The 23,481-nt window shown below is 54.6% G+C and carries 21 protein-coding genes, 1 tRNA gene and 3 pseudogenes; 19 read left to right on the top strand and 6 right to left on the bottom strand.

Going from position 1 to position 23,481, the window contains the following annotated elements:
- Positions 1-35 precede the first annotated feature (35 nt).
- Positions 36-803, top strand: coding sequence for a class II glutamine amidotransferase (locus C1Y43_RS18265; protein ID WP_021507283.1), 768 nt, complete (start codon positions 36-38; stop codon positions 801-803).
- On the opposite strand, the gene dpaA is transcribed toward C1Y43_RS18265, so the two are convergent.
- A complete protein-coding gene (gene dpaA / locus C1Y43_RS18260) occupies positions 774-1,517 on the bottom strand; it encodes a peptidoglycan meso-diaminopimelic acid protein amidase (protein ID WP_021507282.1) in 744 nt (247 codons plus the stop codon). The two genes, C1Y43_RS18265 and dpaA, sit on opposite strands and share 30 nt — an antisense overlap.
- Before the next feature lie 244 nt (positions 1,518-1,761).
- Here dpaA and dinB point away from each other — a divergent pair, with 244 nt between their 5' ends.
- Complete coding sequence (gene dinB / locus C1Y43_RS18255) at positions 1,762-2,817, top strand: DNA polymerase IV (protein ID WP_058758014.1); 1,056 nt, start codon at positions 1,762-1,764, stop codon at positions 2,815-2,817.
- Positions 2,818-2,926: 109 nt separating this feature from the next.
- Here dinB and pepD read toward each other — a convergent pair whose 3' ends face one another.
- Positions 2,927-4,387, bottom strand: coding sequence for a beta-Ala-His dipeptidase (pepD, locus tag C1Y43_RS18250; RefSeq protein WP_059011002.1), 1,461 nt, complete (start codon positions 4,385-4,387; stop codon positions 2,927-2,929).
- Positions 4,388-4,641: 254 nt separating this feature from the next.
- On the opposite strand from pepD, the gene gpt reads away from it, so the two are divergent.
- From gpt to crl, 3 genes are all read left to right on the top strand, one after another.
- Entirely contained in the window at positions 4,642-5,100 is a 459-nt protein-coding gene (gene gpt / locus C1Y43_RS18245) for a xanthine phosphoribosyltransferase (RefSeq protein WP_021507279.1), read from the top strand.
- Between the two features lie 120 nt (positions 5,101-5,220).
- The gene (gene frsA, locus C1Y43_RS18240) at positions 5,221-6,468 is read left to right on the top strand and encodes an esterase FrsA (protein ID WP_058769336.1); all 1,248 of its coding nucleotides are present in this window, start codon (positions 5,221-5,223) and stop codon (positions 6,466-6,468) included.
- Between the two features lie 109 nt (positions 6,469-6,577).
- Positions 6,578-6,979 (top strand): sigma factor-binding protein Crl, encoded by a 402-nt coding sequence (gene crl, locus C1Y43_RS18235; RefSeq protein WP_021313042.1) that lies wholly within the window; start codon positions 6,578-6,580, stop codon positions 6,977-6,979.
- A gap of 81 nt (positions 6,980-7,060) precedes the next feature.
- On the opposite strand, the gene ompC is transcribed toward crl, so the two are convergent.
- The gene (gene ompC, locus C1Y43_RS18230) at positions 7,061-8,143 is read right to left on the bottom strand and encodes a porin OmpC (protein WP_021507277.1); all 1,083 of its coding nucleotides are present in this window, start codon (positions 8,141-8,143) and stop codon (positions 7,061-7,063) included.
- A gap of 246 nt (positions 8,144-8,389) precedes the next feature.
- Here ompC and proB point away from each other — a divergent pair, with 246 nt between their 5' ends.
- The 13 genes and pseudogenes from proB (at position 8,390) to C1Y43_RS23690 (ending at position 19,970) form a co-directional block, all read left to right on the top strand.
- Positions 8,390-9,493: a glutamate 5-kinase gene (proB, locus tag C1Y43_RS18225; protein WP_058758012.1), complete on the top strand. Its 1,104-nt coding sequence runs from the start codon at positions 8,390-8,392 to the stop codon at positions 9,491-9,493.
- A gap of 10 nt (positions 9,494-9,503) precedes the next feature.
- Positions 9,504-10,757, top strand: a complete 1,254-nt coding sequence (gene proA / locus C1Y43_RS18220) for a glutamate-5-semialdehyde dehydrogenase (RefSeq protein WP_104189151.1) — start codon at positions 9,504-9,506, stop codon at positions 10,755-10,757.
- A gap of 353 nt (positions 10,758-11,110) precedes the next feature.
- Complete coding sequence (locus C1Y43_RS18215; RefSeq protein WP_031279669.1) at positions 11,111-11,842, top strand: S24 family peptidase; 732 nt, start codon at positions 11,111-11,113, stop codon at positions 11,840-11,842.
- 413 nt (positions 11,843-12,255) lie between these two features.
- Positions 12,256-12,534, top strand: a complete 279-nt coding sequence (locus C1Y43_RS18210) for a hypothetical protein (RefSeq protein WP_021507273.1) — start codon at positions 12,256-12,258, stop codon at positions 12,532-12,534.
- Positions 12,535-12,712: 178 nt separating this feature from the next.
- Positions 12,713-13,180, top strand: coding sequence for a glycoside hydrolase family protein (locus tag C1Y43_RS18205; RefSeq protein WP_021507272.1), 468 nt, complete (start codon positions 12,713-12,715; stop codon positions 13,178-13,180).
- 2 nt (positions 13,181-13,182) lie between these two features.
- Positions 13,183-13,527 (top strand): hypothetical protein, encoded by a 345-nt coding sequence (locus C1Y43_RS18200; RefSeq protein WP_031279668.1) that lies wholly within the window; start codon positions 13,183-13,185, stop codon positions 13,525-13,527.
- Complete coding sequence (locus C1Y43_RS18195) at positions 13,524-13,817, top strand: hypothetical protein (protein ID WP_058769339.1); 294 nt, start codon at positions 13,524-13,526, stop codon at positions 13,815-13,817. Before C1Y43_RS18200 ends, C1Y43_RS18195 begins: the two co-directional genes overlap by 4 nt.
- On the top strand, positions 13,765-13,968 hold the full coding sequence (locus C1Y43_RS23995; RefSeq protein ID WP_125310414.1) for a hypothetical protein: 204 nt from the start codon (positions 13,765-13,767) through the stop codon (positions 13,966-13,968). Before C1Y43_RS18195 ends, C1Y43_RS23995 begins: the two co-directional genes overlap by 53 nt.
- Before the next feature lie 50 nt (positions 13,969-14,018).
- Positions 14,019-15,764 carry an amylovoran biosynthesis protein AsmF gene (locus C1Y43_RS18190; RefSeq protein ID WP_021507268.1) on the top strand — a complete coding sequence of 582 codons (1,746 nt, stop codon included), beginning with the start codon at positions 14,019-14,021 and terminating at the stop codon, positions 15,762-15,764.
- A gap of 198 nt (positions 15,765-15,962) precedes the next feature.
- A tRNA-Thr gene (locus C1Y43_RS18185) sits at positions 15,963-16,038 on the top strand.
- A gap of 164 nt (positions 16,039-16,202) precedes the next feature.
- A pseudogene (locus tag C1Y43_RS18180) lies at positions 16,203-17,375 on the top strand (tyrosine-type recombinase/integrase).
- Between the two features lie 37 nt (positions 17,376-17,412).
- Complete coding sequence (locus C1Y43_RS18175; RefSeq protein ID WP_146068672.1) at positions 17,413-19,068, top strand: AAA family ATPase; 1,656 nt, start codon at positions 17,413-17,415, stop codon at positions 19,066-19,068.
- Positions 19,065-19,970 (top strand): HNH endonuclease, encoded by a 906-nt coding sequence (locus tag C1Y43_RS23690; RefSeq protein ID WP_146068671.1) that lies wholly within the window; start codon positions 19,065-19,067, stop codon positions 19,968-19,970. Before C1Y43_RS18175 ends, C1Y43_RS23690 begins: the two co-directional genes overlap by 4 nt.
- 418 nt (positions 19,971-20,388) lie before the next feature.
- Here C1Y43_RS23690 and C1Y43_RS18165 read toward each other — a convergent pair.
- The 3 genes and pseudogenes from C1Y43_RS18165 to C1Y43_RS18155 form a co-directional block, all read right to left on the bottom strand.
- Positions 20,389-20,628, bottom strand: a pseudogene (locus C1Y43_RS18165) (phage polarity suppression protein); the annotation flags it as partial.
- An 18-nt stretch (positions 20,629-20,646) separates the two neighbouring features.
- Positions 20,647-20,808: pseudogene (locus tag C1Y43_RS18160) on the bottom strand (site-specific integrase); the annotation flags it as partial.
- Positions 20,809-21,036: 228 nt separating this feature from the next.
- Positions 21,037-22,455 (bottom strand): aldehyde dehydrogenase family protein, encoded by a 1,419-nt coding sequence (locus C1Y43_RS18155; RefSeq protein ID WP_104189147.1) that lies wholly within the window; start codon positions 22,453-22,455, stop codon positions 21,037-21,039.
- Positions 22,456-22,559: 104 nt separating this feature from the next.
- Between C1Y43_RS18155 and C1Y43_RS18150 the strand changes: the two genes are divergently transcribed.
- A complete protein-coding gene (locus C1Y43_RS18150; RefSeq protein ID WP_104189145.1) occupies positions 22,560-23,477 on the top strand; it encodes a LysR family transcriptional regulator in 918 nt (305 codons plus the stop codon).
- Positions 23,478-23,481: the final 4 nt, after the last annotated feature.

Raw genomic sequence — 23,481 nt, 5'->3', positions numbered from 1 at the left:
CCGCGCCCGCGGGAGGTTCTGATAAGGCGGTTGCTATGTGCGAATTGCTCGGGATGAGCGCCAATGTCCCCACGGATATCTGTTTCAGTTTTACCGGTCTGGTGCAGCGTGGCGGTGCAACCGGGCCGCACAAAGATGGCTGGGGCATCACCTTTTACGAAGATAAAGGCTGCCGCACCTTTAAAGATCCGCTGCCGAGCTACAACTCGCCGATTGCCCGCCTGGTGCAGGAGTATCCGATCAAGTCGCACTCGGTGGTGGCACATATTCGTCAGGCCAATCGCGGACAGGTGTCACTGGAAAATACCCATCCGTTTACCCGCGAACTGTGGGGCCGCAACTGGACTTACGCGCATAACGGCCAGCTAAAGGGCTATCGCCAGCTGGAGACCGGGCATTTCCGTCCGGTAGGCGAAACCGACAGCGAAAAAGCGTTTTGCTGGATTCTGCATAAGCTGGCTGAGCGCTATCCGCGCACGCCGGGCAACTGGCCGGCGGTGTTTCGCTATGTGGCGGAACTGGCGACAGAGCTGCGCCAGAAGGGCGTGTTCAATATGCTGCTGTCTGACGGACGCTATCTGATGGCCTTCTGCTCAACCAATCTGTACTGGATTACGCGCCGCGCGCCGTTTGGCAAAGCGAAGCTGCTCGATCAGGATGTGGAGATTGACTTTCTGCAGCAGACCACGCCGAAAGACGTGGTGACGGTGATTGCGACGCAGCCGCTGACCGGTAATGAAACCTGGCACCGCATCGTGCCAGGTGAGTGGGCATTATTTTACCTGGGTGAGCGCCAGGAATGATTTCGACGCCGCTTCCGGCGTGGTCATGACCGGCGTGTTGTTCACCGCATACTGACCGGTTGCCGTCACGTTGACCGTTGGCGGCACGTGGTATTTGGCGAAGTAAGCATAGCCCGGCTGCAGTTCACGCCAGAAGCTGATGTAAGTCGAGTAACGATGACGCTGCATGTTGCTGTCGGTCATGCGGAACGGGAAGATGTTGACCTGCACATCCTGCTGACCGTTACGCAGCGCGGCGTTCACGTAAGTGAAGATCTCATCCATCGATGCGTTGGTCATGGCATAGCAGCCCACGGACACGCAATCGCCGTGAATCATCAGATAGTTACCGTTATAGCCTTTGGCGCGATCGTACTGATTCGGAAATCCGGTATTGATGGCGCGATAAAAACGGCTGTCCGGCTTAAGCTGATTCATCTTCACGTTATAAAAGCCTTCCGGACTTTTAAAATCGCCCTGACGACGTTTCGGCCCGAGGCCGCCGGAGAAGTTACAGATGCGATAGCTGTCCAGCAGACGATATTCATTACCGATTTTGCCGTACAGTTCCAGCGTACGCTCTTCCTTGAAGATCTGAATAAATACCGGTGTACCCAGTAATTGTTTCTTTAACTCTTTGCTCACCGGAGCCAGCGGCTGCATTGGCTCAGGCGTCATTGCCCAGCTCAGGAGCGGCATAAGAATCATCGCAAACAATAATGCGATTCTGCCCATTCTGTGTGTACCTTGAAGTGAAGAGGAACGCTGACGCAGTGCGTCACTGTATTGCATTATCGGAAATATCCGCTACCGCAGCGCAACATTATCATTGTCTGGCGTTTAATCAAGCCGGAGTCCGAGAAAATGGTGCAATCCTAAAGGGAATACGACCACAAATTTGTAAACTTTAATCGCACGCGCCACAAATATTGCCGTTGTTTTTCTCTGCTGTATACTTATCCAGTATCCGGAGGGGCGTATGCGCAAAATCATTCATGTCGATATGGACTGCTTTTTCGCGGCAGTGGAAATGCGCGACGATCCTTCATTACGTGATATCCCGATTGCCATCGGCGGCAGCCGCGTGCAGCGCGGCGTAATCAGCACCGCCAACTATCCGGCGCGGAAATACGGTGTGCGCAGCGCGATGCCGACCGCCACGGCGCTGCGCCTCTGTCCCCATCTGAAACTGCTGCCCGGCCGCTTTGACGCCTATAAAGAAGCCTCGCAGCAGATTCGCGCCATCTTTACCCGCTATACGCCACTGATTGAGCCATTGTCGCTGGATGAAGCCTACCTGGACGTCACCGACAGTGAACACTGCCAGGGATCGGCCACGCTGATGGCGCAGGCGATTCGCGCCGATATCCTGCGCGAAACCGGCCTGACCGCGTCCGCCGGCATTGCGCCGATCAAGTTCCTCGCCAAAATCGCCTCAGACATGAACAAGCCAGACGGCCAGTATGTGATCACGCCGCAGGCGATGCCGGACTTTCTGCTGACGCTGCCGCTGAGCAAGATTCCCGGCGTTGGCAAAGTGGCCACCAAAAAGCTCGAAGAGATGGGGCTGCGCACCTGCGCTGACGTACAGCAGGCCGATCTGGCGCAGCTGCTGAAGCGCTTTGGAAAATTTGGCCGCGTGCTGTGGGAGCGCAGCAACGGCATCGACGATCGCGACGTGGTGGTGGAGCGCGAGCGCAAATCGCTGGGCGTCGAGCGTACGCTGGGCGAGGACATCCATCACTGGGAGCAGTGCCTGGAGATTATTGATTTTCTCTACGCCGAGCTCGATCGCCGTCTCAGCGCGATCCGCCCGGATAAGCAGATTGCACGCCAGGGCGTAAAGCTGAAGTTCAACGATTTCCAGCTCACCACCCAGGAGCATGTCTGGCCGGTGCTGAATAAAGACGACATGATCGCCGTGGCGCGTCAGGCCTGGGATGAACGCCGCGCCGGACGCGGTGTGCGGCTGGTGGGGCTGCACGTCACGCTGGTAAATCCGCAGCTGGAGCGCCAGCTGGTGCTGGGGTTGTAATGGCTGAGCTGCCGCTGGACGAGAGCTACAGCGCGGTCGCCTGACGCGGCACCGTTACCGTAAATAAAAAATCCTGCCCGGAGGCAGGATTTTTTTTATCGCAACGGCGTTACGCTTTTTCCGGCACCACGTTCAGCAGCGCGGTCAGCAGTTTCCAGTACAGACCGACGCTGTCGATGTGCACCTGCTCGTCCGGCGAGTGTGGACCGGTGATGGTAGGCCCAATCGACACCATGTCCATGTCTGGATACGGTTTTTTGAACAGACCGCACTCCAGACCGGCGTGAATCACCTGAATGTTTGGCGTCTTACCAAACAGCGCTTCATAGGTTTTACGCGTCAGCGCCATGATGGGCGAGTCGGCATCCGGCTGCCAGCCCGGGTAACCGCCTTTCGGCGCGGTTTTCGCCCCGGCCAGCGCACCCAGCGAAGTCAGGGTTTCGACCACCCAATCTTTACCGGTGTCGATCAGGGAGCGAATCAGGCAGATGATCTCGGCGCTGTCCTGCTCCATGGTGACCACGCCGACGTTAAGCGAGGTTTCCACCACGCCTTTCGCCACGTCCGAGTTGCGAATCACACCGTTTGGCGTGCTGTTCAGCAGGTTGATGAAGCGATCGCGGCTGTCTGCGGTCAGCGCCTGGCCCTGATGCGCCAGCGGCTCGCTCAGCACGGCGACGTTCTTCTCTTTACTGCCCAGCTCATTCTGCAGCGTAGCCTGGAAGTGGGCGGCAGCAGACTTCAGCGCATCCACTTTATGGCTGTCGATGGCCAGCGTAGCGAACGCCTCGCGCGGAATCGCATTGCGCAGCGTACCGCCGGTGAACTCAATCAGACGGATATCCAGCTCAGCAGCGTGCACGGCAAGGAAGCGCGCCAGCAGCTTGTTGGCGTTGCCGAGACCGAGGTGAATGTCCGCGCCGGAGTGGCCACCTTTCAAACCTTTCAGCGTCAGCTTAAGGGTTTCAAAACCGGCAGGCACGGCCTCGCGGTTCAGCGGCAGGGTAGTGATAAAGTCGATACCACCGGCGCAGCCCATGTAGATCTCACCTTCCTCTTCCGAGTCGGTGTTGATCAGGATGTCCGCCTGCAGCCAGTTTGGCTGCAGACCAAAGGCGCCGTCCATGCCCGACTCTTCGGTCATGGTCAGCAGCACTTCCAGCGGACCGTGAGTCAGGCTGTTGTCAGCCAGCACCGCCAGCGCAGAGGCCATACCGATACCGTTATCCGCACCCAGCGTGGTGCCGCGCGCTTTCACCCACTCGCCATCAACGTACGGCTGAATCGGGTCTTTGGTGAAGTCGTGTACCGTGTCATTGTTCTTCTGCGGCACCATATCGAGGTGCGCCTGCAGCGCCACCGGAGTACGGTTTTCCATGCCTGCGGTAGCAGGTTTACGAATCAGGATATTGCCGACCTGATCGCGTTCAACCCAGAAACCTTGTTCTTTAGCCCAGCCAACAACGTATTCGGCCAGCGCTTCTTCATGGTAAGAAGGGTGCGGAATAGAGCAGATTTTTGCGAAGATATCCCACAGCGGCTGCGGGGAAAGTTGAGACAATTCAGACACAACGCGTCTCCTGTGTCAGCGCGGCGGACATACCGCTCGCACGCGGGTTTCCAGTGAAAGATCGCCGTCAGCACATCTGACGTGATGGGCCAGAGAATATCACTGTTTCCTGCCGGGTGCGCCATCGGGCGCGCTAAAAACCTGCAACCGATGTGACGGGTGCTGGTTTTTAACGCGTCAGATCCTTATAATCTCGCGCAACCTTTTCCCCCTTGCATATTTTTAAGCCAATCTCATTGGCCGGGATTCCTTTTATGAGCGAAAAATACGTCGTTACCTGGGACATGCTGCAGATTCATGCCCGTAAACTGGCCCAGCGCCTGCTTCCTGTGGAACAGTGGAAAGGCATCATCGCGGTCAGCCGCGGTGGTCTGGTTCCGGCATCGCTGCTGGCGCGTGAACTGGGGATTCGCTACGTCGATACCGTGTGCATCTCCAGCTACGATCACGATCACCAGCGTGAAATGAAAGTGCTGAAGCGCGCAGAAGGCGACGGTGAAGGTTTTGTGGTCATCGACGATCTGGTGGATACCGGCGGTACCGCGCAGGCGATTCGTGATATGTATCCAAAAGCGCGTTTCTGCACCATCTTCGCTAAGCCGGCCGGCCGCGCGCTGGTGGACGACTACATTGTCGATATTCCGCAGAACACCTGGATCGAGCAGCCGTGGGACATGGGCGTGGTGTACATTCCGCCGATTGTAAAAAGCTGATTGATGCAACGCAAACAACGCCCGGTTATGCCGGGCGTTGTGCTTTCTGCGCCTCGCGCCCGTGCGGCGGGTGCAGTACACTCTTAGCCATCTATGCGACTGCCGCAGGAGAAGCTTAAGATGGCCGAGAAAAATCTCAGCGAAGAACTGTTCAAACCCCGCTTCAAACACCCGGAAACCTCCTCGCTGGTGCATCGCCAGCACCACCCGACGGCGCAGGTGCACAATGCCCTGGAAGGCGATACCCAGCGCGGCTGGTATCGCATGCTGAATAAGCTGCTGTGGACGTGGCGCGGCCTGGCGCCGCAGGAGATCAGCGAAGTGCTGGCGCGCATTGCCGTCAGTAAATTTGAACACACCGACGAAACGCTGCTGGACACGGTGATTGGCTATCGCGGCGGCAACTGGAACTATGAGTGGTCGAAGCAGGCGGCGCTGTGGCAGCAGCGCGCAATGCAGAACGCCGATCACGATGAGGCCGGCCAGCAGTGGCTGCATGCCGCCAGTCTGTACAGCCTGGCCGCGTATCCCTACATTAAAGGCGATGAGCTGGCGGATCAGGCGCAGGTGCTGGCGAATCGCGCTTATGAAGAAGCCACCCAGCGCCTGCCCGGCGAGCTGAAATCCCTGACCTTTCCCATCAGCGGCGGCAGTCCGGTCACCGGCTTCCTGCATATGCCGGCGCAGGCCAGCGCGCCGTATCCCACCGTGCTGCTGTGCGGCGGTCTCGACTCGCTGCAGAGCGACCATTACCGGCTGTTTCATGATTATCTGGCACCGCGCGGCATCGCCATGCTGACGCTGGATATGCCGTCGGTGGGTTTCAGCAGCAAATGGACGCTCAATCAGGACACCAGCCAGTTGCATCAGCAGGTGCTGCGCGAGCTGAGCAACGTGCCGTGGATTGATCACACGCGCGTGGCGCTGTTTGGTTACCGCTTCGGCGCCAACGTGGCGACGCGGCTGGCTTACCTTGAGGTGCCGCGTCTGCGCGCGGTGGCGTCGCTCGGGCCGATGGTGCATCACGTGTTTGTCGATGCGCAGCGCCAGCAGCAGCTGCCGGATATGTATATGGACATGCTGGCCAGCCGGCTGGGCATGTCGTCGACCTCCGACAGCAATCTGCGCATCGAGCTCAACCGCTATTCGCTCAAAGTGCAGGGCCTGCTGGGTCGCCGGACGCCGGTGCCGATGCTGGCCGCTTACTGGCCCAACGATCTGTTCAGCCCGGAAGAGGAGGCGCAGCTGATCGTCAACTCCTCGGCGCAGGGCAAGGCGCTGGCGATTCCCGCTACGCCAGTGTTTGCCAGCTTTGACAAGGCGCTCAATCAAATTTGCGACTGGCTGGCAAAACAGTTGCAGCGCTAACTGGCGAAATACGCAGACTCTGCTACAACTTATCTTCGGGAAAATACGTGCGGTGGCGTTTTGCCGCCGCGCTGCGTTTTATACGGTTTATTTGAGGGAGAGAGTTAGCATGACGTTACCGAGTGGTCACCCCCGTAGTCGCCTGCTTAAGCGCTTCACCGAATTGGGGCCGTACATCCGTGAAGGACAGTGTGAAGAGACGCGTTTCTTCTTTGATTGCCTGGCGGCGTGCGTCAACGTCAAACCGGCGCCGGAAAGCCGCGAGTTCTGGGGCTGGTGGATGACGCTGAACGCCTATGAAGATCACTTCACCTACGAATACCACTTCGGCCTGTTTGATAAAGACGGCGACTGGAGCGTGGCCGCGATCAAGGGCAAAGAGAACAATGAGAAAGTGGAGAGCACGCTGCGTAATTTCCACGAGCGCCTGAAAGCCACGCTGCATGAGTTTAAGCTTGATCTCAGGCCCGCGGCGGGGTTCAAAGAAGAGCCGGTTAAACTCAGCGCCTGAACCTGAGTCAGACCTGAATAAGAAAGAGCCGGTGATGAGCCGGCTCTTTTTTTGCAGACACAGACAGGGTAATGCTGACGCTTAGAACTGGTAGGTCAGACCGACCGCCACCACGTCATCGCTGTTGATGCCCAGCGGGTTGTTGTCATCCAGCTGGTTGATTTTGTAGTCAACCATGGCCGACATGTTTTTGTTGAAGTAGTACGTCATCGCCACGTCGACATATTTCACGATGTCCGCATCGCCAATGCCTTCAATGTCTTTGCCTTTGCTCTGCACGTAGCCCAGCGATGGACGCAGACCGAAGTCGAACTGATACTGCGCAACCACTTCAAAGTTCTGCGTTTTATTCGCCACGCCGCCTGTGATTGGCGTCATGTTACGGGTTTCAGAGTAGGTCGATGCCAGGTAAATGCTGTTCGCGTCATATTTGATGCCCGCGCCCCAGGCTTCCGCTTTGTCACCACGGCCCAGACGGGTCGCCACGTCCTGCGAGTTGGTACGGTCAGCAGAGGAGATCGCACTCATCAGGCTGACACCGCTATCGCCGAGGGTGTAACCCAGTGACGCACCGTAACCGTCGCCGTTCTGCTTAGGAATCTCTGAACGGCCGTTGGCGCTGGTGGAATCGTTCTTGCCCTGATACTGCACCGCGAAACGCAGGCCATCAACCAGACCGAAGAAATTGCTGTTGCGGTAAGTGGCGACGCCAGAAGTACGGCCCAGCATGTAGGTGTCGGTGTAGGCGCTGTCGCCACCGAATTCTGGCAGCACGTCGGTCCATGCCAGCACATCGTAAACCACGCCGTAGTTACGACCGTAATCAACAGAGCCGTAGTTACCAAACTTCAGACCGGCAAAGCCCAGACGGGTTTTGTTACCGATGTTAGCGTCGGTGTTGGTTTCTGCGCGGTTACCCTGGAACTGATATTCCCACTGACCGTAGCCGGTCATCAGGTCGTTAATCTGCGTCTGCCCTTTGAAGCCCAGACGGATGTAAGTTTTGTCGCCGTCAGCGGCTGCGTTGTCGCTGAAGTAGTGCATGCCTTTCACACGACCGTACAGATCCAGTTTGTTACCGTCTTTGTTATAAACTTCTGCGGCTTGTGCGGTTGAGGCCAGAGCCAGCGCGGAAACGATGAGTGCCAGTGTGCTTTTCTTCATTTTGCTATCAATCCCAATGAGTAAAATTTGTTGTACCCGTGAAAAGGTTTGTAAAACACGGGACGTTTTACCGACTGGCAATGAAGGATTTATGACATTTTTTCTGATTTCTTGTTAATCGCGAACTTTTGGTCTACCCGCTTGTCAGGCGTTTTTTGTGCTTTTCCCCTTGCCGCTGTTGGCTTCCTTGCTGACTCCTGTTAAAACGTCCCTTCGCAGATTTTTTTCTTACATGGCAGGAAAAACATGAGTGGCAGTCAGACCCTGGTGGTCAAATTGGGTACCAGCGTCCTCACCGGCGGATCGCGCCGGCTGAACCGGGCGCATATGGTGGAGCTGGTTCGGCAGTGTGCACAACTGCACGCCGCCGGTCATCGCATTATCATCGTCACCTCAGGCGCGATTGCCGCTGGTCGCGAACACCTTGGTTACCCGGAACTGCCACCGACCATCGCCTCAAAGCAGCTGCTGGCTGCGGTGGGGCAGAGCCGTTTAATCCAGCTTTGGGAGCAGCTGTTCTCCATCTACGGTATCCATATCGGGCAGATGCTGCTGACGCGCGCCGACATGGAAGATCGTGAACGCTTCCTCTACGCGCGCGATATGCTGCGCGCGCTGCTCGACAACCATATCGTGCCGGTGATTAACGAGAACGACGCGGTGGCAACTGCGGAAATCAAGGTTGGCGACAATGACAACCTGTCCGCGCTGGCGGCAATGCTCGGCGGTGCCGATAAACTGCTGCTGCTGACCGATCAGCCGGGCCTGTTTACCGCCGATCCGCGCACCAATCCCGAAGCAGAGTTGATCAGCGATGTGCATCAGATTGATGATGCGCTGCGCACGCTGGCTGGCGGCAGCGTCTCCGGTCTGGGCACCGGCGGCATGGCCACCAAACTGCAGGCGGCGGATGTCGCCTGCCGCGCCGGCATTGACGTCATCATTGCGGCCGGCAGCCGCCCTGATGTCATCGGGGATGTGCTGCACGGTAAACCGGTCGGGACGCGTTTCCACGCGCAGCAGTCGCCGCTGGAAAACCGCAAGCGCTGGATCTTCGGCGCGCCACCGGCGGGCGAGATCACTATTGACGACGGCGCGCTGGCGGCGGTGCTGGAGCGCGGCAGCTCGCTGTTGCCGAAAGGCGTCCGCGAGGTGCAGGGCAATTTCTCACGCGGCGAAGTGATCCGCATTCGTAACCTGCAGGGGCGCGACATCGCCCACGGCGTCACGCGCTATAACAGCGATGCGATGCGCATGATCGCCGGTCATCACAGTCAGGAGATTGGTGAGATCCTCGGTTACGAATATGGCCCGGTTGCGGTGCACCGCGACGATATGATCGTCAGTTAAGGAGCGGATGATGTTAGAACAGATGGGTAAAGCGGCGCGTGAGGCGTCGTACAAACTGGCGGAGCTCTCCACCGAACAAAAAAATCAGGTACTGCTGACCATCGCCGATCGGCTGGAAGCGGAAAGTGCCGACATTCTGGCGGCCAACCAGCAGGATCTGGCCGATGCGCGCGATAACGGCATGAGCGCGGCGCTGCTCGATCGTCTGACGCTCAATCCGCAGCGTCTGAAAGGCATTGCGGACGACGTGCGTCAGGTGTGCCGTCTGGCCGATCCGGTTGGTCAGCTGATTGACGGTGGACAGCTCGACAGCGGTCTGCGCATTGAGCGACGCCGCGTGCCGCTCGGCGTGATCGGCGTGATCTACGAAGCGCGCCCTAACGTCACGGTCGATGTGGCGTCACTGTGCCTGAAAACCGGCAACGCGGCGATTCTGCGCGGCGGCAAAGAGACTTACCGCACCAACGCTGCCACGGTGCGGGTGATCCAGAACGCGCTCATCGAGCATGGTTTACCGGCAGCAGCGGTGCAGGCGATTGAGAACCCGGATCGCGAACTGGTGAATCAGCTGCTGAAGCTCGATCGCTACGTTGACATGCTGATCCCGCGTGGCGGTGCCGGGCTGCACAAGCTGTGTCGCGAAAATTCCACCATTCCGGTGATCACCGGCGGTATCGGCGTGTGCCATCTCTATCTCGACGAAACCATGGAGACGGACGCCGCGCTGGAGGTGATTGTTAACGCCAAGAAACAGCGTCCCAGCGCCTGTAACTCGCTGGAAACCCTGCTGATTCATCGCGATCAGGCCGAACGCTTCATTCCGGCGTTTCTGCAGCGTATGGCGCAGGAGAACATTGCGCTGCACGCCGACGAAAACGCGCTGGCGCTGCTGCAGCAGGGCCCGGCCAGCGTGGTGGCGGTGCAGATGCACCAATTCGACGATGAGTGGCTGTCGAACGATCTGAACGTCAAGCTGGTGGCGGACCTCGATGAAGCGGTCGCGCACATCCGCGCGCACGGCACCCAGCACTCCGACGGTATTCTGACGCGCAGTATTGGCAACGCCAATCGCTTCGTGAATCAGGTCGACTCATCGGCGGTGTACGTCAACGCCAGCACCCGCTTTACCGACGGCGGCCAGTTCGGTCTCGGCGCTGAAGTGGCGGTCAGTACGCAGAAACTGCATGCGCGCGGTCCGATGGGCCTCGAAGCGCTCACCACCTACAAATGGATTGGCTGGGGCGACGATACCCTGCGCCGTTAGTTTTCTCTCCGGCATCATAATGGGCACCTGACGCGGTGCCCTTTTTGATCGCTTTCGATCCAGTTATTTCCAGAGCTTTTCGTTTTATTCCTGTCATCTGTGGCGCGCCTGCGGCTTTTCGCCCATTTTTTGCTGTGGGTGCTGGTCTCAGCGTTACAGAACAATCCTGAAAACCCCTGTCAGAACAAGCTGTCAGAGATTCATTACTGGTTTCCATCAGGGCGAAGAGGATAATGATCGTCCAGCTTTATTGATAAAAGCAGTTGGGTAGTAAACTAGCGGTAATATAAAATGAACTGGTAGCAAAAATGAAAATAACATTCAGTCTTTTACTGATGGCAGACTATTAACTGATGGTTAAAAAAGAGAGTACGAGACAAGCTTTTACTGCCAGGCTGATTGCCGCATGCGAGAGCGCGGGAATTGTCGGACATGGACGGAACAAACAGGTCGCTCAGGCACTGCAACAACGGGGATGCAGGATCTCAACTCCAGGGGTCTGGAAATGGTTTAACGCGCAATCCATTCCGGATGACAGTAATCTGCTGGCGCTCAGCCAGCTGTTAGGCGTGCGCGTGGAGTGGCTACAGTTCGGCATGGAAAAACCGGATGTGGCGCTTGCCCGTCAGCGCCTGATCGATCCGCAGCACATGTTCCGCGTCGAAAGTCTGGATATCGGGCAACGCAGCGCACAGGGTATTGTCGCGCGCGACGAACTGGTCGAGACCATTCAGGCAATTGAATACGGTCTGGATGAGGCGCGCGTGCTGTTTAACGGCCGCCCGGCCGAAAATATCCGGCTGATTGCCCTGAACAGTGACTCCATGGCCGGGACTTTTGCTCCGCGCGATCAGCTGTTCGTCGATATCAGCGTGCACCGCTTCGACGGTGACGGCATCTATCTGTTCAATCTCGACAACCAGCTCTACCTCAAGCGGCTGCAGTTACAGCACAAGAAGGTGGCGGTGATCTCCGACAATAAGCGCTACGAGACCTGGTATCTGACGCTGGACGAAGCGGCGTCGCTGCAGGTGATTGCCCGCGTCATCATGAGCCAAGCGCGTGACTATCAGATTCTGGGCTGAGCAGCAGTGTGCTAACCGGCAAAAAAAATAATCCGGCTGAAATCAAAAATTTAACTGTCGGTAAATAAAAAATTAACTGTCAGTGTTTGCCAATGCATTAGAACCTGTTAATAATTTGACCATAGATGGACGACATCTCTGCTCCCGGATGAGCCCGCTCTTAAACAATTGAGGCGCTGCACAAGCGCGAGACAACCCACCCAAAGTCAGTGAATTTTGGGATGGGGTGGATACGCACTTAGCAGCGTCGTCAGTTGTCCTCTGCTTTCACTCTCCTCTGCTTACGCCTGGCCGTTTTTTACGGCCGGGCAAGCCAGTTGCGGGTGATTGCAGAGGGGCCACGGACGTCCCGGTCTGTGCCGAATCGCCGTGCTCACCACCCCATCGCCAAAGACTCATTCACAGGAGGAGTTATGGCGATTATTCAATATGGCAAATCAGTCTTTAGCGGAAACGCGCGCACCCGTCGCCACCGGCGGCGTCAGCCGCTCAGCCGCCTGAAGCGCAGCATCGACAGTGCCCTGGGCCTGGAGTGTGATGAGATCACCCTGCGCACCGCCGAGCGCATCTGCCAGCGGGAAATCCGCTCCCGGGTAGACCGCGCAGTACTGGCGCCCACGCGGCCCTGCAACGACAACCCCAGCTTTGATAACTGCTGTTTGCCCCACGTTCATCTGTACGCCGTGCGTTAATTCTCTGCTGTTTTCCCAGTTCTGAACGGAACGTTTCACCTTTCCTCACTGTTTAGTTGCGCTTGAGCGTTGCGCTTAACGGCTGCCTGTCGCCCGGCGCAACCGATCAGCGAGATTTATGTGTTGTGGTTATTTGCGCAGCTTTTCATGCCGTTGCGCCCGTCAAAGAGGAACCGTTATGAGCCAAATCATTGCCATTTTGAATTTCGAAGAGGGATACCGCGAAGCGCCTTACCTCGACACGCAGGGGTTTCCCACCGTTGCGGGCGGTATTCGCATCGGGCCGAAAGGCGCGTCGCTCAGCCACTATATCTTCCGCGTGCCGCGCCGCGTTGGCGACGTGTGGAAGCAGTGCATCGTTGAGGGCAAGGTGCAGGAGATGCAGCAGCGCGCGCTGGTGCAGCAGGCACTGAGTCAATGCAACGAGGCGCGCAGCGATGTGCTGATCAGCATGGCCTATCAGATGGGCGTCGACGGTCTGGCGCTGTTTCGCGGCATGCTCACCGCGGTGACGCAACGCGATTTCGACGCGGCGGCGAACGCCATGCTCGATAGCCTGTGGGCACGGCAAACTGCGGGGCGCGCCCGGCGTCATGCCGAAGTGATGCGCACGGGCACCTACGACATTTATCGGGGGCTGTTATGAACATGCGCTGGCTGTTGTTCGTTATCGCCGTGCTGGCGGCCATCATCCTGCTGCTGTTGCTGCAGCGCTTCACCACGCTGGAGTTTGTTAAACACGCGCGCCTGCTGTTTAAAACCTGGTCGGTGTGGCTGGCGTCGCTGGGTTCGATGCTCAGCGCCTGGGTGCAGTCGTTTCCCTCGTCAGCGCTGGATGCATGGAACGCGCTGCCGGCGGATATCAAAGAGATTCTGCCGCACAACTATCTCGGCCTGATCGGTGCCTTCATGGTGGCGATGGGCGTACTGGCGCAGTTCGTGCGTCAGAAGAACCTGGTGGAGCAGAGAAAAACGCTGGAGGACAAACCATGAGCTTTCTTCTTTCTCAGCTTGCCGGCAGCTGGCACTGGCTGGCGGCGATTGGCGGCGTGATTGCCGCGCTGATTGCCAGCTACGCCGGCGGCAAAAAAATCGGCAAGGTGCAGCAGCAGGCGAAAGCTGATGTTGCGCAGGCCGAAAAGACCGCCGCGCAGGCGGTTGAAGTTAATCAGCAGCAGCAACAGCTGCGTGAGGAGGCCAGACGTGTGGAAACCCGCAACGGTAATCTTGATGACGCTGCTGCTCGTGACAAGCTGCAGCAGTCGAAATACCACCAACCCTGAGGCGCCCGTCGTTATCGACTCCGCCTGTTCGTTATTTTCCCCGATTTACACCCACGGCAATGACGCCGAACGCATGGACATTCGCACCGTGCGCGCCATCAACAACCACAACGATCTCTGGGACCAGCACTGCCGCCCGGCGGCGCACTGACGCTGTTCTCTCGCTTTGTATTGCAAACCTGAAATGCCGAGGAGGCTAAGATGATCGAAGTTAATTCTTTTGCTGAACTGCGTACCACTGTGCCGGCCAAAAACGGCGACCTGGCGTTCCTGCGCCGCTACAACCCGGACTCTACCTTCCGTGGCGGCGGTGATTTCACCGGCTTTATCGGCACCACCACGGCCGCCGATGACGGCGGTACGCTGGCGGTCGGCAATGGCTTTTACTGGAAACGCGTGATCAACGATCCGGCTGACGTCAACGTCTACCACTTTGGCGCGAAAGGGGACGGTTACGCCAACGATACCGACGCCTTTAACCGCATGCTGGCATGGACGCAGGGTTACAGCGGTAATATCCGTGACCTGCCGGTGCGTTTCCCGGGCGGTAAATTCCTGATCAACCCGATCGACATCAGCGCCACCGAGATCGCCTTTTTTGGCCTGCAGGGGGATGACGTGGAGCTGGGTTCGCTGCCGCGCACCACCATCATCTCCGACAAAAGTGCCAACACGGTGTTCAAAGTGAAGGCACGGCGGACCGCGATCAAAGGCATCACCTGGCACGGTCAGGCATCGGCCGACGTCACCACCAACAAAGGTACCATTACCGCCGAGATGTGTACCAACGTGCAGCCGTTCTTCGAAAACACCTGCATCGAAGGCACCACGTTAAATATTTACTGTTTCCGCGCGCAAAACAGCGGCGGCACGGTGATTAAAGCGCTGGATACGCTCGACAGTAAATTTGACCAGATCTACACGCTGTGGACCTATGGCCGGGTGTTTGACATTGGCTGGTCGAACTCGCCAAACGGCAAGTGGGACCACTCAACGGCTATCGAGATCTGCAACTGTAACTTCCAGACCGGCTATGGCGACGCCACGCTGTACATGCCGCGCGTGACGCAGGGCATCATGCGTAACGTGTGGATTGAGCACACGCGTAATCCGGGCGATCTGTCGGACGGTGCCTGGAGCATTGATACGCTGAACATTGAGGATTGCGGCACGCCGTTCAATCTCAATAATGCGCGCGTCATCATGCGCCAGATTGGCCTGCAGTCCGGGGCGAAAATCTCGAACGATATGGCCGGCACGCGCTGGCTGTCGACTTTTGACTACGGCTATCGCCGTGAAGAGCATCACGGCACGCTGATCACCGGCTCATTCCGCGCGGGCTACTACAGCGGCCACAAAGTCACCAACAATACCGACACCGATAACTGGTATCGCCTCGGCCAGCTGTTCTTTCCGACGGCGAATCAGCAGTGGGTGATGGAGCTGATTGGTAAAGCCGACGCCACCCAGCCAACCGGAACGGCCGCCTCGCCGGTCAATCTGGCGGGCACCGGGAAAACGTGGATTAACCTGCAGCGGCTGGAAACGGTATGGGCTGACGCCTGCCATATGGGGCAGCCGGCGGTGCTGGATATTCGCTACAGCCGCGTCGGCACCACGTATGCCGTGGTATGGGTGAAGCTGCGCGCCAACAGCGGCGACACGCTGATTAACCTGAAGACCACCGGTCCGACGCGTTTTGAAGCTGGCTCCTGCTCGCTGTTCCAGCCTGACTTCTCGGTGGTGACGGATACCACCAAAATGGGCACCCTCAAACCGGCGGCGCGCTTTGGCCTGCACAATGGCGTCGCGGGTATTGGGGCTAACGAGAAAGGCGTGCTTACCGTCGCGACGGCAGCAGGTACGCCGACCAATAAAACTACGCCGACGGGCTTTGTGCTGGTCAATATCAACGGTGTCGATCGTAAGCTTCCTTATTACGATTGAGGCCAGCACCTTTTGGCGAGGCTGCGGCCTCGCCTTTTTTTGTGCCTGGCGCGAGAGGGCAGTGTTCGCGGCGGTTTTTCCGCGTCAAAATCGTAAGGCCAGCCCGGGTGATGCTGAAAAACGCAGCACTTAACCGGCACCATCTTGACTCATCCCCCCGATTTTTCTATGTTTACTCCCCTTAGTTCCCGCCTTAATGCCGGTATAGCTCAGTTGGTAGAGCAGCGCATTCGTAATGCGAAGGTCGCAGGTTCGACTCCTGTTTCCGGCACCAGTTTAACTTCCTCAAATGTCCGGGTTAATCGATAAAGTCACTGTTTTACAATGAATTAACTACTTTTTTATTCCGTATTAATCCACAACCTTCCAGTAGAATCCGGTACTAAATATGTATAGGATTGTGTATATTTTCTTGTTCGATTTTGAAATCCTTTACACATGCCTTTAAACGATATGCAAATTCGACGCGCTAAGCCTGAAGATAAACCCTATACGCTTGGGGGATGGTCAAGGCTTGTCATTGCTTATAGAACCTAATGGGAGCAAGAGCTGGCGGTTTCGTTATCGCTATGCCGGTAAACCCAAAATGATCTCGCTTAGTGTTTACCCAACGATCACCTTGCCGATGCTCGTACCCGTCGTGATGAAACTCGAAAACTTGTGGCAGAAGGAAAGAACCCAAGTGAGGTTCGAAAAGAGCAAAAGCTAGCTCTGCAAACAAAGTCAGAGAACGCCTTCGAAAAAATAGCCAGAGAGTGGCATCAGCTTAAATCTGCTAAATGGTCAGCGGGATATGCATCAGACATCATAGAAGCGTTTAAGAGCGACATTTTCCCTTATGTCGGAACAAGGCCAGTGGGAAAGATTAAACCGCTAGAGTTGCTGAACGTTCTGCGTAAAATTGAGAAACGTGGTGCGTTGGAGAAAATGCGCAAAGTGCGGCAGCGTTGCTCCGAAGTGTTTCGCTACGCAATTGCAACGGGTAAGGCGGAGTAAAATCCTGCGGCTGATCTCTCCAGCGCTCTCGAAGTACACCAATCCAATCATTTCCCATTCCTAAAAGCTGATGAGATAACTGATTTTCTGCGTGCCTTAGAGGGGTACTTCGGGAGTAAGCTTGTCCAGATTGCAAAGAAATTACTGATGATTACGGGCGTGAGAACCATCGAATTACGTGCGGCCTTATGGTCAGAATTTGATCTGGATAACGCAATTTGGGAAATTCCCGCTGAAAGGATGAAAATGCGCAGGTCACACCTTGTGCCATTATCGACTCAAGCGTTAGATTTACTCAGTGAACTAAAAGTCATGACAGGGAGCTATCGTTATGTTTTTCCAGGACGTAATAATCCTAACAAACCGATGAGTGAAGCGAGTATAAATCAGGTTATCAAGCGTATTGGTTATAACGGGAGAGTTACAGGGCATGGGTTTAGACACACTTTATCCACGATTTTACATGAAAAAGGCTTTTCCTCAGAGTGGGTTGGGATGCAGTTAGCGTATACAGATAAGAACAAGATTCATGGCACTTATAATCATGCTCAATATCTAGAGGACCGTAGACATATGATGCAGTCTTATGCTAGTAGCATGATTCCTAAGGGGTAAAGGTTAAATAAATCATTATAAATGAGAGGTGCTTTTTGTGATAACTGTAAAAGATATTGGTTTTGGTGCCTCAGGCGATTTTAAATGCTCGCTGAGTATTCGTAGGATTAAACGTGTTAATAAAAATATTAACGATAAAAAGATATTTGTTGTAGACGCTGTTATTGCAACATTATTTTTAGAGGACTATTTGAATTATTATCTTGATGACGACATGAAAGTTCCTCTCAGGATGCTTTTGATTGGTGAAATAAATAAAGAGAATGAGATTTCAAATCTACTTGAAAGCAGTGGTGGGATGTCGTTATTTAGAATTAAAAAAGAATTCAAAATTGATTATGTAACCCAAGTTTCTGAGGATGCATATAGATATATAAATAAAAATATGAATAGTGAGGATGCTTTGTTGCTTTTAAAAGCCTTAAACGACTTGGGGACTCATCTTAATATATATAAATCACGCTCATTCGCAAATAAATATGTAAACGATAACATTATCAGTTTGCTTCTTGATAATACATTCAGTACATATGCATTTCAAAATGGATATAAACATATTATCAACAATGAGGGGGTTGTATATGAAATAATGCGACCCAAAAACCTTGCATATTTGGATGAATATTTTTATAAGGTTGGTTTCCCACTGACTAATAGCGTTGATATTAATATTCCGTTTCATGTCCTCATTGGTAAGAATGGAAGTGGAAAAACTCATATTTTATGTAATCTAATAAAAGACAAGGTCTTTGGGCGATCTATTCGTGGCGACGATGAAACTGTTTATAGTAGATTGGTTGTTGTTTCGAATACAATAAATGATAAATGTTATAGGCCATCGGCTATTACGCGAGACAAAAGTCGGCTTAATAATTATCACTTTATTTCATTAACTTCCGAGAAATATTTTAATAAATTCTTCCCTCGTGGAAGTAAATTAACATTGCTATCTTTAGTTGAGAGGGTTGTCAAAAGAGATGTTACTAAAGAAGGTTTTTTTAAACAGAGTGAGTTACTAGATTCTGTAATAAAAAAAATAATACCAGATTTTACATTCTCCATAAAAACCAACCTTCACAAATATTACTATAACAGTTTTTCGGAAATGATAAGACGTGAGGGTTTAGCGGGTTTTTCAGCAAATATAGATCTTGTAACTGGAGTTGAGGTTGAGTATTATTTGCCTGATGAGGAGATTGTTTTTTACAAAGACGATTTTCCTTTTAGCTTTAGTTCAGGTCAGTTGTCATTTTTAATTGGTATGTTTTCGATTATATCAACAATTGAAAATAATAGCCTTGTTATCATAGAAGAGCCGGAAAATTATTTGCACCCAAGTCTTCTCACTCATTTTATTAATTCTGTTACACATGTTCTCAGGGACACTAATTCAATTGCTTTAATTTCAACACACTCTCCTCTTGTGCTAAGAGAGACTCCTTCAGAACAAATTACCATATTGCATAGAGGTAATGGTAAAACATACTATAAAAAGACAAACATTGAAACTTTCGGTGCTGATACACATCAAATTATGATAGATGTATTTGGTGATTTATACTCGAATGCAATTTTTCGAGAGGAAGTTAAACGGATGGCAGATAGTTATTCTATTCCACAAATAATCAAGAAATTCTCTAATTTTTCTTCTGACACTCTGAACAAAATTTTAATGGAGAAAAAGAGCAAGTGAGAATTTTAACAAAGCCTAAAGATATTGACTCTATTCTTAGTAATATTGATATATCTTCAGCTGTCCGCGCATTTCTTTCATTTGATGAACCAGAAGGAATTTCATCTTTACGTAAAGATGAAGCCAGTCTCATGGCCGAACTAATAAAGTATGATTTCGAGATGAAGCAAAATGGTTACTTAAACCATGACGCTATAAGGAACCTTATCAAACATAAGGCTGCTTTGGAATGGATTTATTCCAATCCAAGCATGAAGAGAAAGACAGCTTTTATTGATGCCATTCGAGATGCTTATGTTGATGAGGAAATTTTATGCCCATATTGCGGTGTGTCACCTTGCCGAACGCTGGACCATTACTACAGTAAAGCACTATTGCCACAGTTTTCTTTTTTGCCAGAAAATTTAATTCCATGTTGTGGTGATTGCAATAGAGATAAGGGTTCAAAAAAAGCTTTTAGTAAATGGAGAAGATTTTTCAACCCCTTTTATGATGATTATTCTGTTTTTGAAGTCGATGAGCCTTTGTTGATTGTCATATTTAAAGAGAATCCTTATCCAAATGTAGATATGAATTATGTAATAACAGCTAATCATAGCCTTCCATATTTAATAAAAAAACATATTAACTATCATATCAGTGCCGCGTGTATAGCAAATGGGCATGGCGAATCAATATCTAACTCATTCTGGAGAGTAGCGCAGGATTTGATAAACTATCGAAAGCTGTTGAATGCTGGGGATATTTCTCAGCAAGTTTACCACTCTCTTTTGAATATGCATATAAAAAAGAATGAAAGCTTATCATATGATTGGGAATTTATAGTTAGATATTCTTTAGTGAAGATACACATTAACTCATGGATTTATAGAAGTAATTCACCAAAGCTTGATTTGACATAGTTAAATATATCCTACATTAAAGGCGCGCAATGCCCCCACTGCCACGCCTGATCGCCTCATGGGGCGGTTTGCATGCAGGTGCATGGCGAGGCTCAGGCTGCCTCAAGGCTCGCCATGCTGTTTAACCTCTCCACCCTACCTATCGACATTCCCACGACCCTGCGCAGAGCAGTGACGCGCTCAGGCCGCGAAATTAAATATTATTAAATAAATACTCTACCGCTGGCTGGCGCGCAGTGCTCTCCCCGCCCCGCCTGCCTGTTTAAGGGGGCGCTTTTAATGCAGGCGCATGACCGGCCTCAGGGCGCGCCGGTGCTGGCGCTGGCGGGGGATTCAGTGTCGGTAAAAGGCATGCAAAACCATGCACCTTATGAATGCATGGCTTTTATACATAAAAATGGAGGGATTTTTAAGCGGACTACTGCACGGCCAGTTCTGCACGACAGCGGGTATAATTCAGGTTCTGTGCAGGTGTGAATTTTTCACGACTATCATCGCGCGAAGCCGCGTTAGGCCTGAATCCGATGGCCGTTAAAATGTCATTATCCTGCTCCGAATAATTAATTTTTTCACCGGCGACCAGCCAGAGCTGTAGCGCCTCCCTCAGATAGTCGAGTGAGTGCTGCATGGCGCAGCGCTGAACGGCGGGATATTGCCCGGAATCACCGGTTTTCTAAGGAACTATAGGCAGTGCTTCCAGGCGTCTAGTTCTGGCGTTCTTGGGTTGGGGTTTGCGAATGGCTTCTACAGGGTTAAGTAGGCTTTCCATACTCCTTTCTTTGCGCGAAACATTGAATACGTGAGAAAGTAACGCCAAACGCCTTAAAACGGTCGCAGGTTCGACTGCTGTTTCCGGCACCAGTTAAATCGATCCCTTATCAAAAATTGTTACCGTCCCGGCTCAGCTTGGATGACAGATTTGTGCCCTAAATACCCATAAACATGGCGATTTTTGCGTGCGCAGAAAGGTGATGGGCGTCAGGATAATCACAATCTAAAAGAGGCGCATTGCTCTGGCATTACACCCTGCGCCGCAGTGCTATTCACTGCAGCGCTCACCTCATCCTCAACCAGCAATCAGCGCCCTTGGTTCCAGAAACGCGCTGATACCCGCCTGACCCATTTCCCGGCCGATGCCGGAGTGGCGGAAACCGCCGAACGGCGCGCGCGGTTCGTGAGCCAGCGTGTTGATCATCACGCGGCCAGCGATCAGCTGTTCTCCCACGTTGCGCGCATGCTGTTCATCCGCCCCGATCACCAGTGCCGACAGGCCGTAATCGCTGTCGTTGGCCATGGCGATGGCTTCGGCTTCATCGCGGTAGGTCAGGATGCTCAGCACCGGGCCAAAAATCTCTTCGCGCGCCAGCGGCATTTCATTGGTGACATCGCTGAACAGCGTCGGGCGGATATACCAGCCGTGGTGCAGTCCGTCCGGGCGGCCGCTGCCGCCGGTCAGCAGGCGCGCGCCCTGTTGTTCGCCAAGCGCAATATAGTGCTGCACGCGCTGCCACTGTTTCTCGTTGACCATCGGCCCGATGGTGGTGCGCGCGTCAGCCGGATCGCCGGAGACCTCCGCAGCGACTGCCGCCGTCAGCGCCTGTTCGAACTCGGCCTTGCGCTGCTCCGGCACCAGAATGCGCGTGCCGGCAATACAGGCCTGGCCGCTGTTGATAAAGCCAGCCTGAACCGCCAGCTGGGCTGCCTGGGCGGCATCGGCATCCGGCAAAATCAGCGTCGGTGATTTACCGCCCAGCTCCAGCGTGACGCGTTTAAAGGTGTCGGCGGCGCTGCGCAAAATCGCTTTGCCGGTGGCGGTCGAGCCGGTGAAGGAGATTTTCGCCACCTGCGGACTGCGGCTCAGGGCTTCACCGACGCTGGCACCGCGCCCGGTGACGATATTAAACACTCCCGCAGGCAAACCGGCGGTGTGCAGCGCCCTGGTGATCACCTGAGTCTGCAACAGGCTGAACTCGCTGGGTTTGATCACGGCGGTACAGCCTGCGGCAATCGCGGTCGCCAGTTTATGGCAGATAAAGCCGGCGTTGCTGTTCCATGGTGTGATCAGGCCGGCAACGCCGAGCGGCAGCATCTGCACCTGCGCGCGGCCTGCCTGTTGTACAAACGGGTAGCGTTTCAGCTCTTCAATGACCTGCAGAATCACGTCAGCCGGATAGCGGCTCATCCACTCGGAGCGTGCGGTGGGCGCGCCGTACTCCTCAAGGATCGCCGCGCGCAGCTCGCTTTCGGCTCCGTTAACCGCATGGTACATCTGTTCCAGCAGGGTGATGCGCTGCGCCACCGTGGTTGCGGCGAAGGCGGGAAACGCCGCCGCTGCCGCCGCAATCGCGCGTTCAGCATCCTGCGCATTGGCCAGACGCGCTTTACCGATTACGCTGCCGTCGGCAGGTTTGATAATATCCAGCCATTCATCGCCGTCAGGAGTGACAAACTGGCCGTTGATATAGATGTGTTCAATCATGTGCATGGCTATGCTCCTTTGCATGTTGCGTGGCGGCAAAGTAGCACGCACCACCGGCGGCGATAATCCGCCTCCGCCTGCAAAGGGTATTGCGCGAAACGGAATAATAGATGAACCGGACAGGTCTGACTGAACTGGAAATTGTGCTGGCGGTCGCGCGGCGCGGCACCTTTAAAGCGGCGGCCAGCGAGCTGGAGATGTCGCCTTCGGCGGTGACCAATGCGGTTGCCGCGCTGGAGAAACGGCTGGGCGTGCGGCTCTTCAACCGCACCACGCGCAGCGTCGCGCTGACCGATGCCGGACGGCGTTTCAGCGAGAAAATTGTGCCAGCGCTGGCGATGATCCGCAGCGCGGCTGAGGAAGCCGGCAGCGATCCGGGCGATCCGGCCGGCATGCTGCGTCTCAACGTGCCGCCCGAGAGCAGTGCGCTGTGGTACGCATCGATATTGCTGCCGTTCCTGCAGCGCTATCCACGCATTCGCGTCGATATTTACAGCCAGAAAGAGCGGGTGGATATCGTGGCCGACGGCTTCGATGCCGGTATTCGGCTGGCAGAGGACGTGCCGGGCGATATGATTGCCGTCAGGCTGACGCCGGAAATGCGCATGATTGTGGTGGCCGCGCCAGCCTACCTCGCACACGCGGGCACACCGCAGACGCCAGAGGCGCTCGGGCAGCATCAAACCCTGTGTATGCGCATGGCGGACGGCAGCGTTTACCGCTGGGAGCTGAGCCAGCAGCAGCAGCGTTATCGGCTGCAGGGCGAGCCGCGTATGGCGGCCAGCGACATGAGCGCCATCCACCAGGCGGCGCTGGCGGGTCTGGGCATTGCCTGCATGACGGAACAGCAGGTCGCGGCGGATGTGCAGGCGGGCCGACTGGTGCACCTGCTGCCCGGCTGGCAGGTGCCTCTCGGTGCGCTGTGCCTCTACTATCCGGGACACCGGCTGGTGCCGCCGGCGCTGCGGGCGCTCAGCGAATTTGTGCGTGAGCAGCGTGATGCTTCTGCCTCATCTGAAGCCGGATGACGTC

Origin of the sequence: Pantoea sp. ICBG 828 (genome assembly GCF_002928355.1) — a bacterium.
Lineage (GTDB): Bacteria > Pseudomonadota > Gammaproteobacteria > Enterobacterales > Enterobacteriaceae > Pantoea > Pantoea dispersa.
Note: the sequence above shows the minus strand (reverse complement) of the source record. Positions and strands in the feature narration are given on the sequence as shown.

What these genes read in the sequence shown, in the direction of transcription:
- C1Y43_RS18215 (WP_031279669.1), top strand. Translation starts at nt 11,111, where the DNA reads ATGGTTAAAAAAGAGAGTACGAGACAAGCTTTTACTGCCAGGCTGATT.
- C1Y43_RS18200 (WP_031279668.1), top strand. Translation starts at nt 13,183, where the DNA reads ATGCGCTGGCTGTTGTTCGTTATCGCCGTGCTGGCGGCCATCATCCTG.
- proB (WP_058758012.1), top strand. Translation starts at nt 8,390, where the DNA reads ATGAGTGGCAGTCAGACCCTGGTGGTCAAATTGGGTACCAGCGTCCTC.
- C1Y43_RS23995 (WP_125310414.1), top strand. Translation starts at nt 13,765, where the DNA reads ATGACGCTGCTGCTCGTGACAAGCTGCAGCAGTCGAAATACCACCAAC.
- gpt (WP_021507279.1), top strand. Translation starts at nt 4,642, where the DNA reads ATGAGCGAAAAATACGTCGTTACCTGGGACATGCTGCAGATTCATGCC.
- dpaA (WP_021507282.1), bottom strand. Translation starts at nt 1,517, where the DNA reads ATGGGCAGAATCGCATTATTGTTTGCGATGATTCTTATGCCGCTCCTG.
- dinB (WP_058758014.1), top strand. Translation starts at nt 1,762, where the DNA reads ATGCGCAAAATCATTCATGTCGATATGGACTGCTTTTTCGCGGCAGTG.
- C1Y43_RS18150 (WP_104189145.1), top strand. Translation starts at nt 22,560, where the DNA reads ATGAACCGGACAGGTCTGACTGAACTGGAAATTGTGCTGGCGGTCGCG.
- C1Y43_RS18190 (WP_021507268.1), top strand. Translation starts at nt 14,019, where the DNA reads ATGATCGAAGTTAATTCTTTTGCTGAACTGCGTACCACTGTGCCGGCC.
- C1Y43_RS18210 (WP_021507273.1), top strand. Translation starts at nt 12,256, where the DNA reads ATGGCGATTATTCAATATGGCAAATCAGTCTTTAGCGGAAACGCGCGC.
- crl (WP_021313042.1), top strand. Translation starts at nt 6,578, where the DNA reads ATGACGTTACCGAGTGGTCACCCCCGTAGTCGCCTGCTTAAGCGCTTC.
- C1Y43_RS18205 (WP_021507272.1), top strand. Translation starts at nt 12,713, where the DNA reads ATGAGCCAAATCATTGCCATTTTGAATTTCGAAGAGGGATACCGCGAA.
- frsA (WP_058769336.1), top strand. Translation starts at nt 5,221, where the DNA reads ATGGCCGAGAAAAATCTCAGCGAAGAACTGTTCAAACCCCGCTTCAAA.
- C1Y43_RS18265 (WP_021507283.1), top strand. Translation starts at nt 36, where the DNA reads ATGTGCGAATTGCTCGGGATGAGCGCCAATGTCCCCACGGATATCTGT.
- ompC (WP_021507277.1), bottom strand. Translation starts at nt 8,143, where the DNA reads ATGAAGAAAAGCACACTGGCACTCATCGTTTCCGCGCTGGCTCTGGCC.
- C1Y43_RS18155 (WP_104189147.1), bottom strand. Translation starts at nt 22,455, where the DNA reads ATGCACATGATTGAACACATCTATATCAACGGCCAGTTTGTCACTCCT.
- C1Y43_RS18195 (WP_058769339.1), top strand. Translation starts at nt 13,524, where the DNA reads ATGAGCTTTCTTCTTTCTCAGCTTGCCGGCAGCTGGCACTGGCTGGCG.
- proA (WP_104189151.1), top strand. Translation starts at nt 9,504, where the DNA reads ATGTTAGAACAGATGGGTAAAGCGGCGCGTGAGGCGTCGTACAAACTG.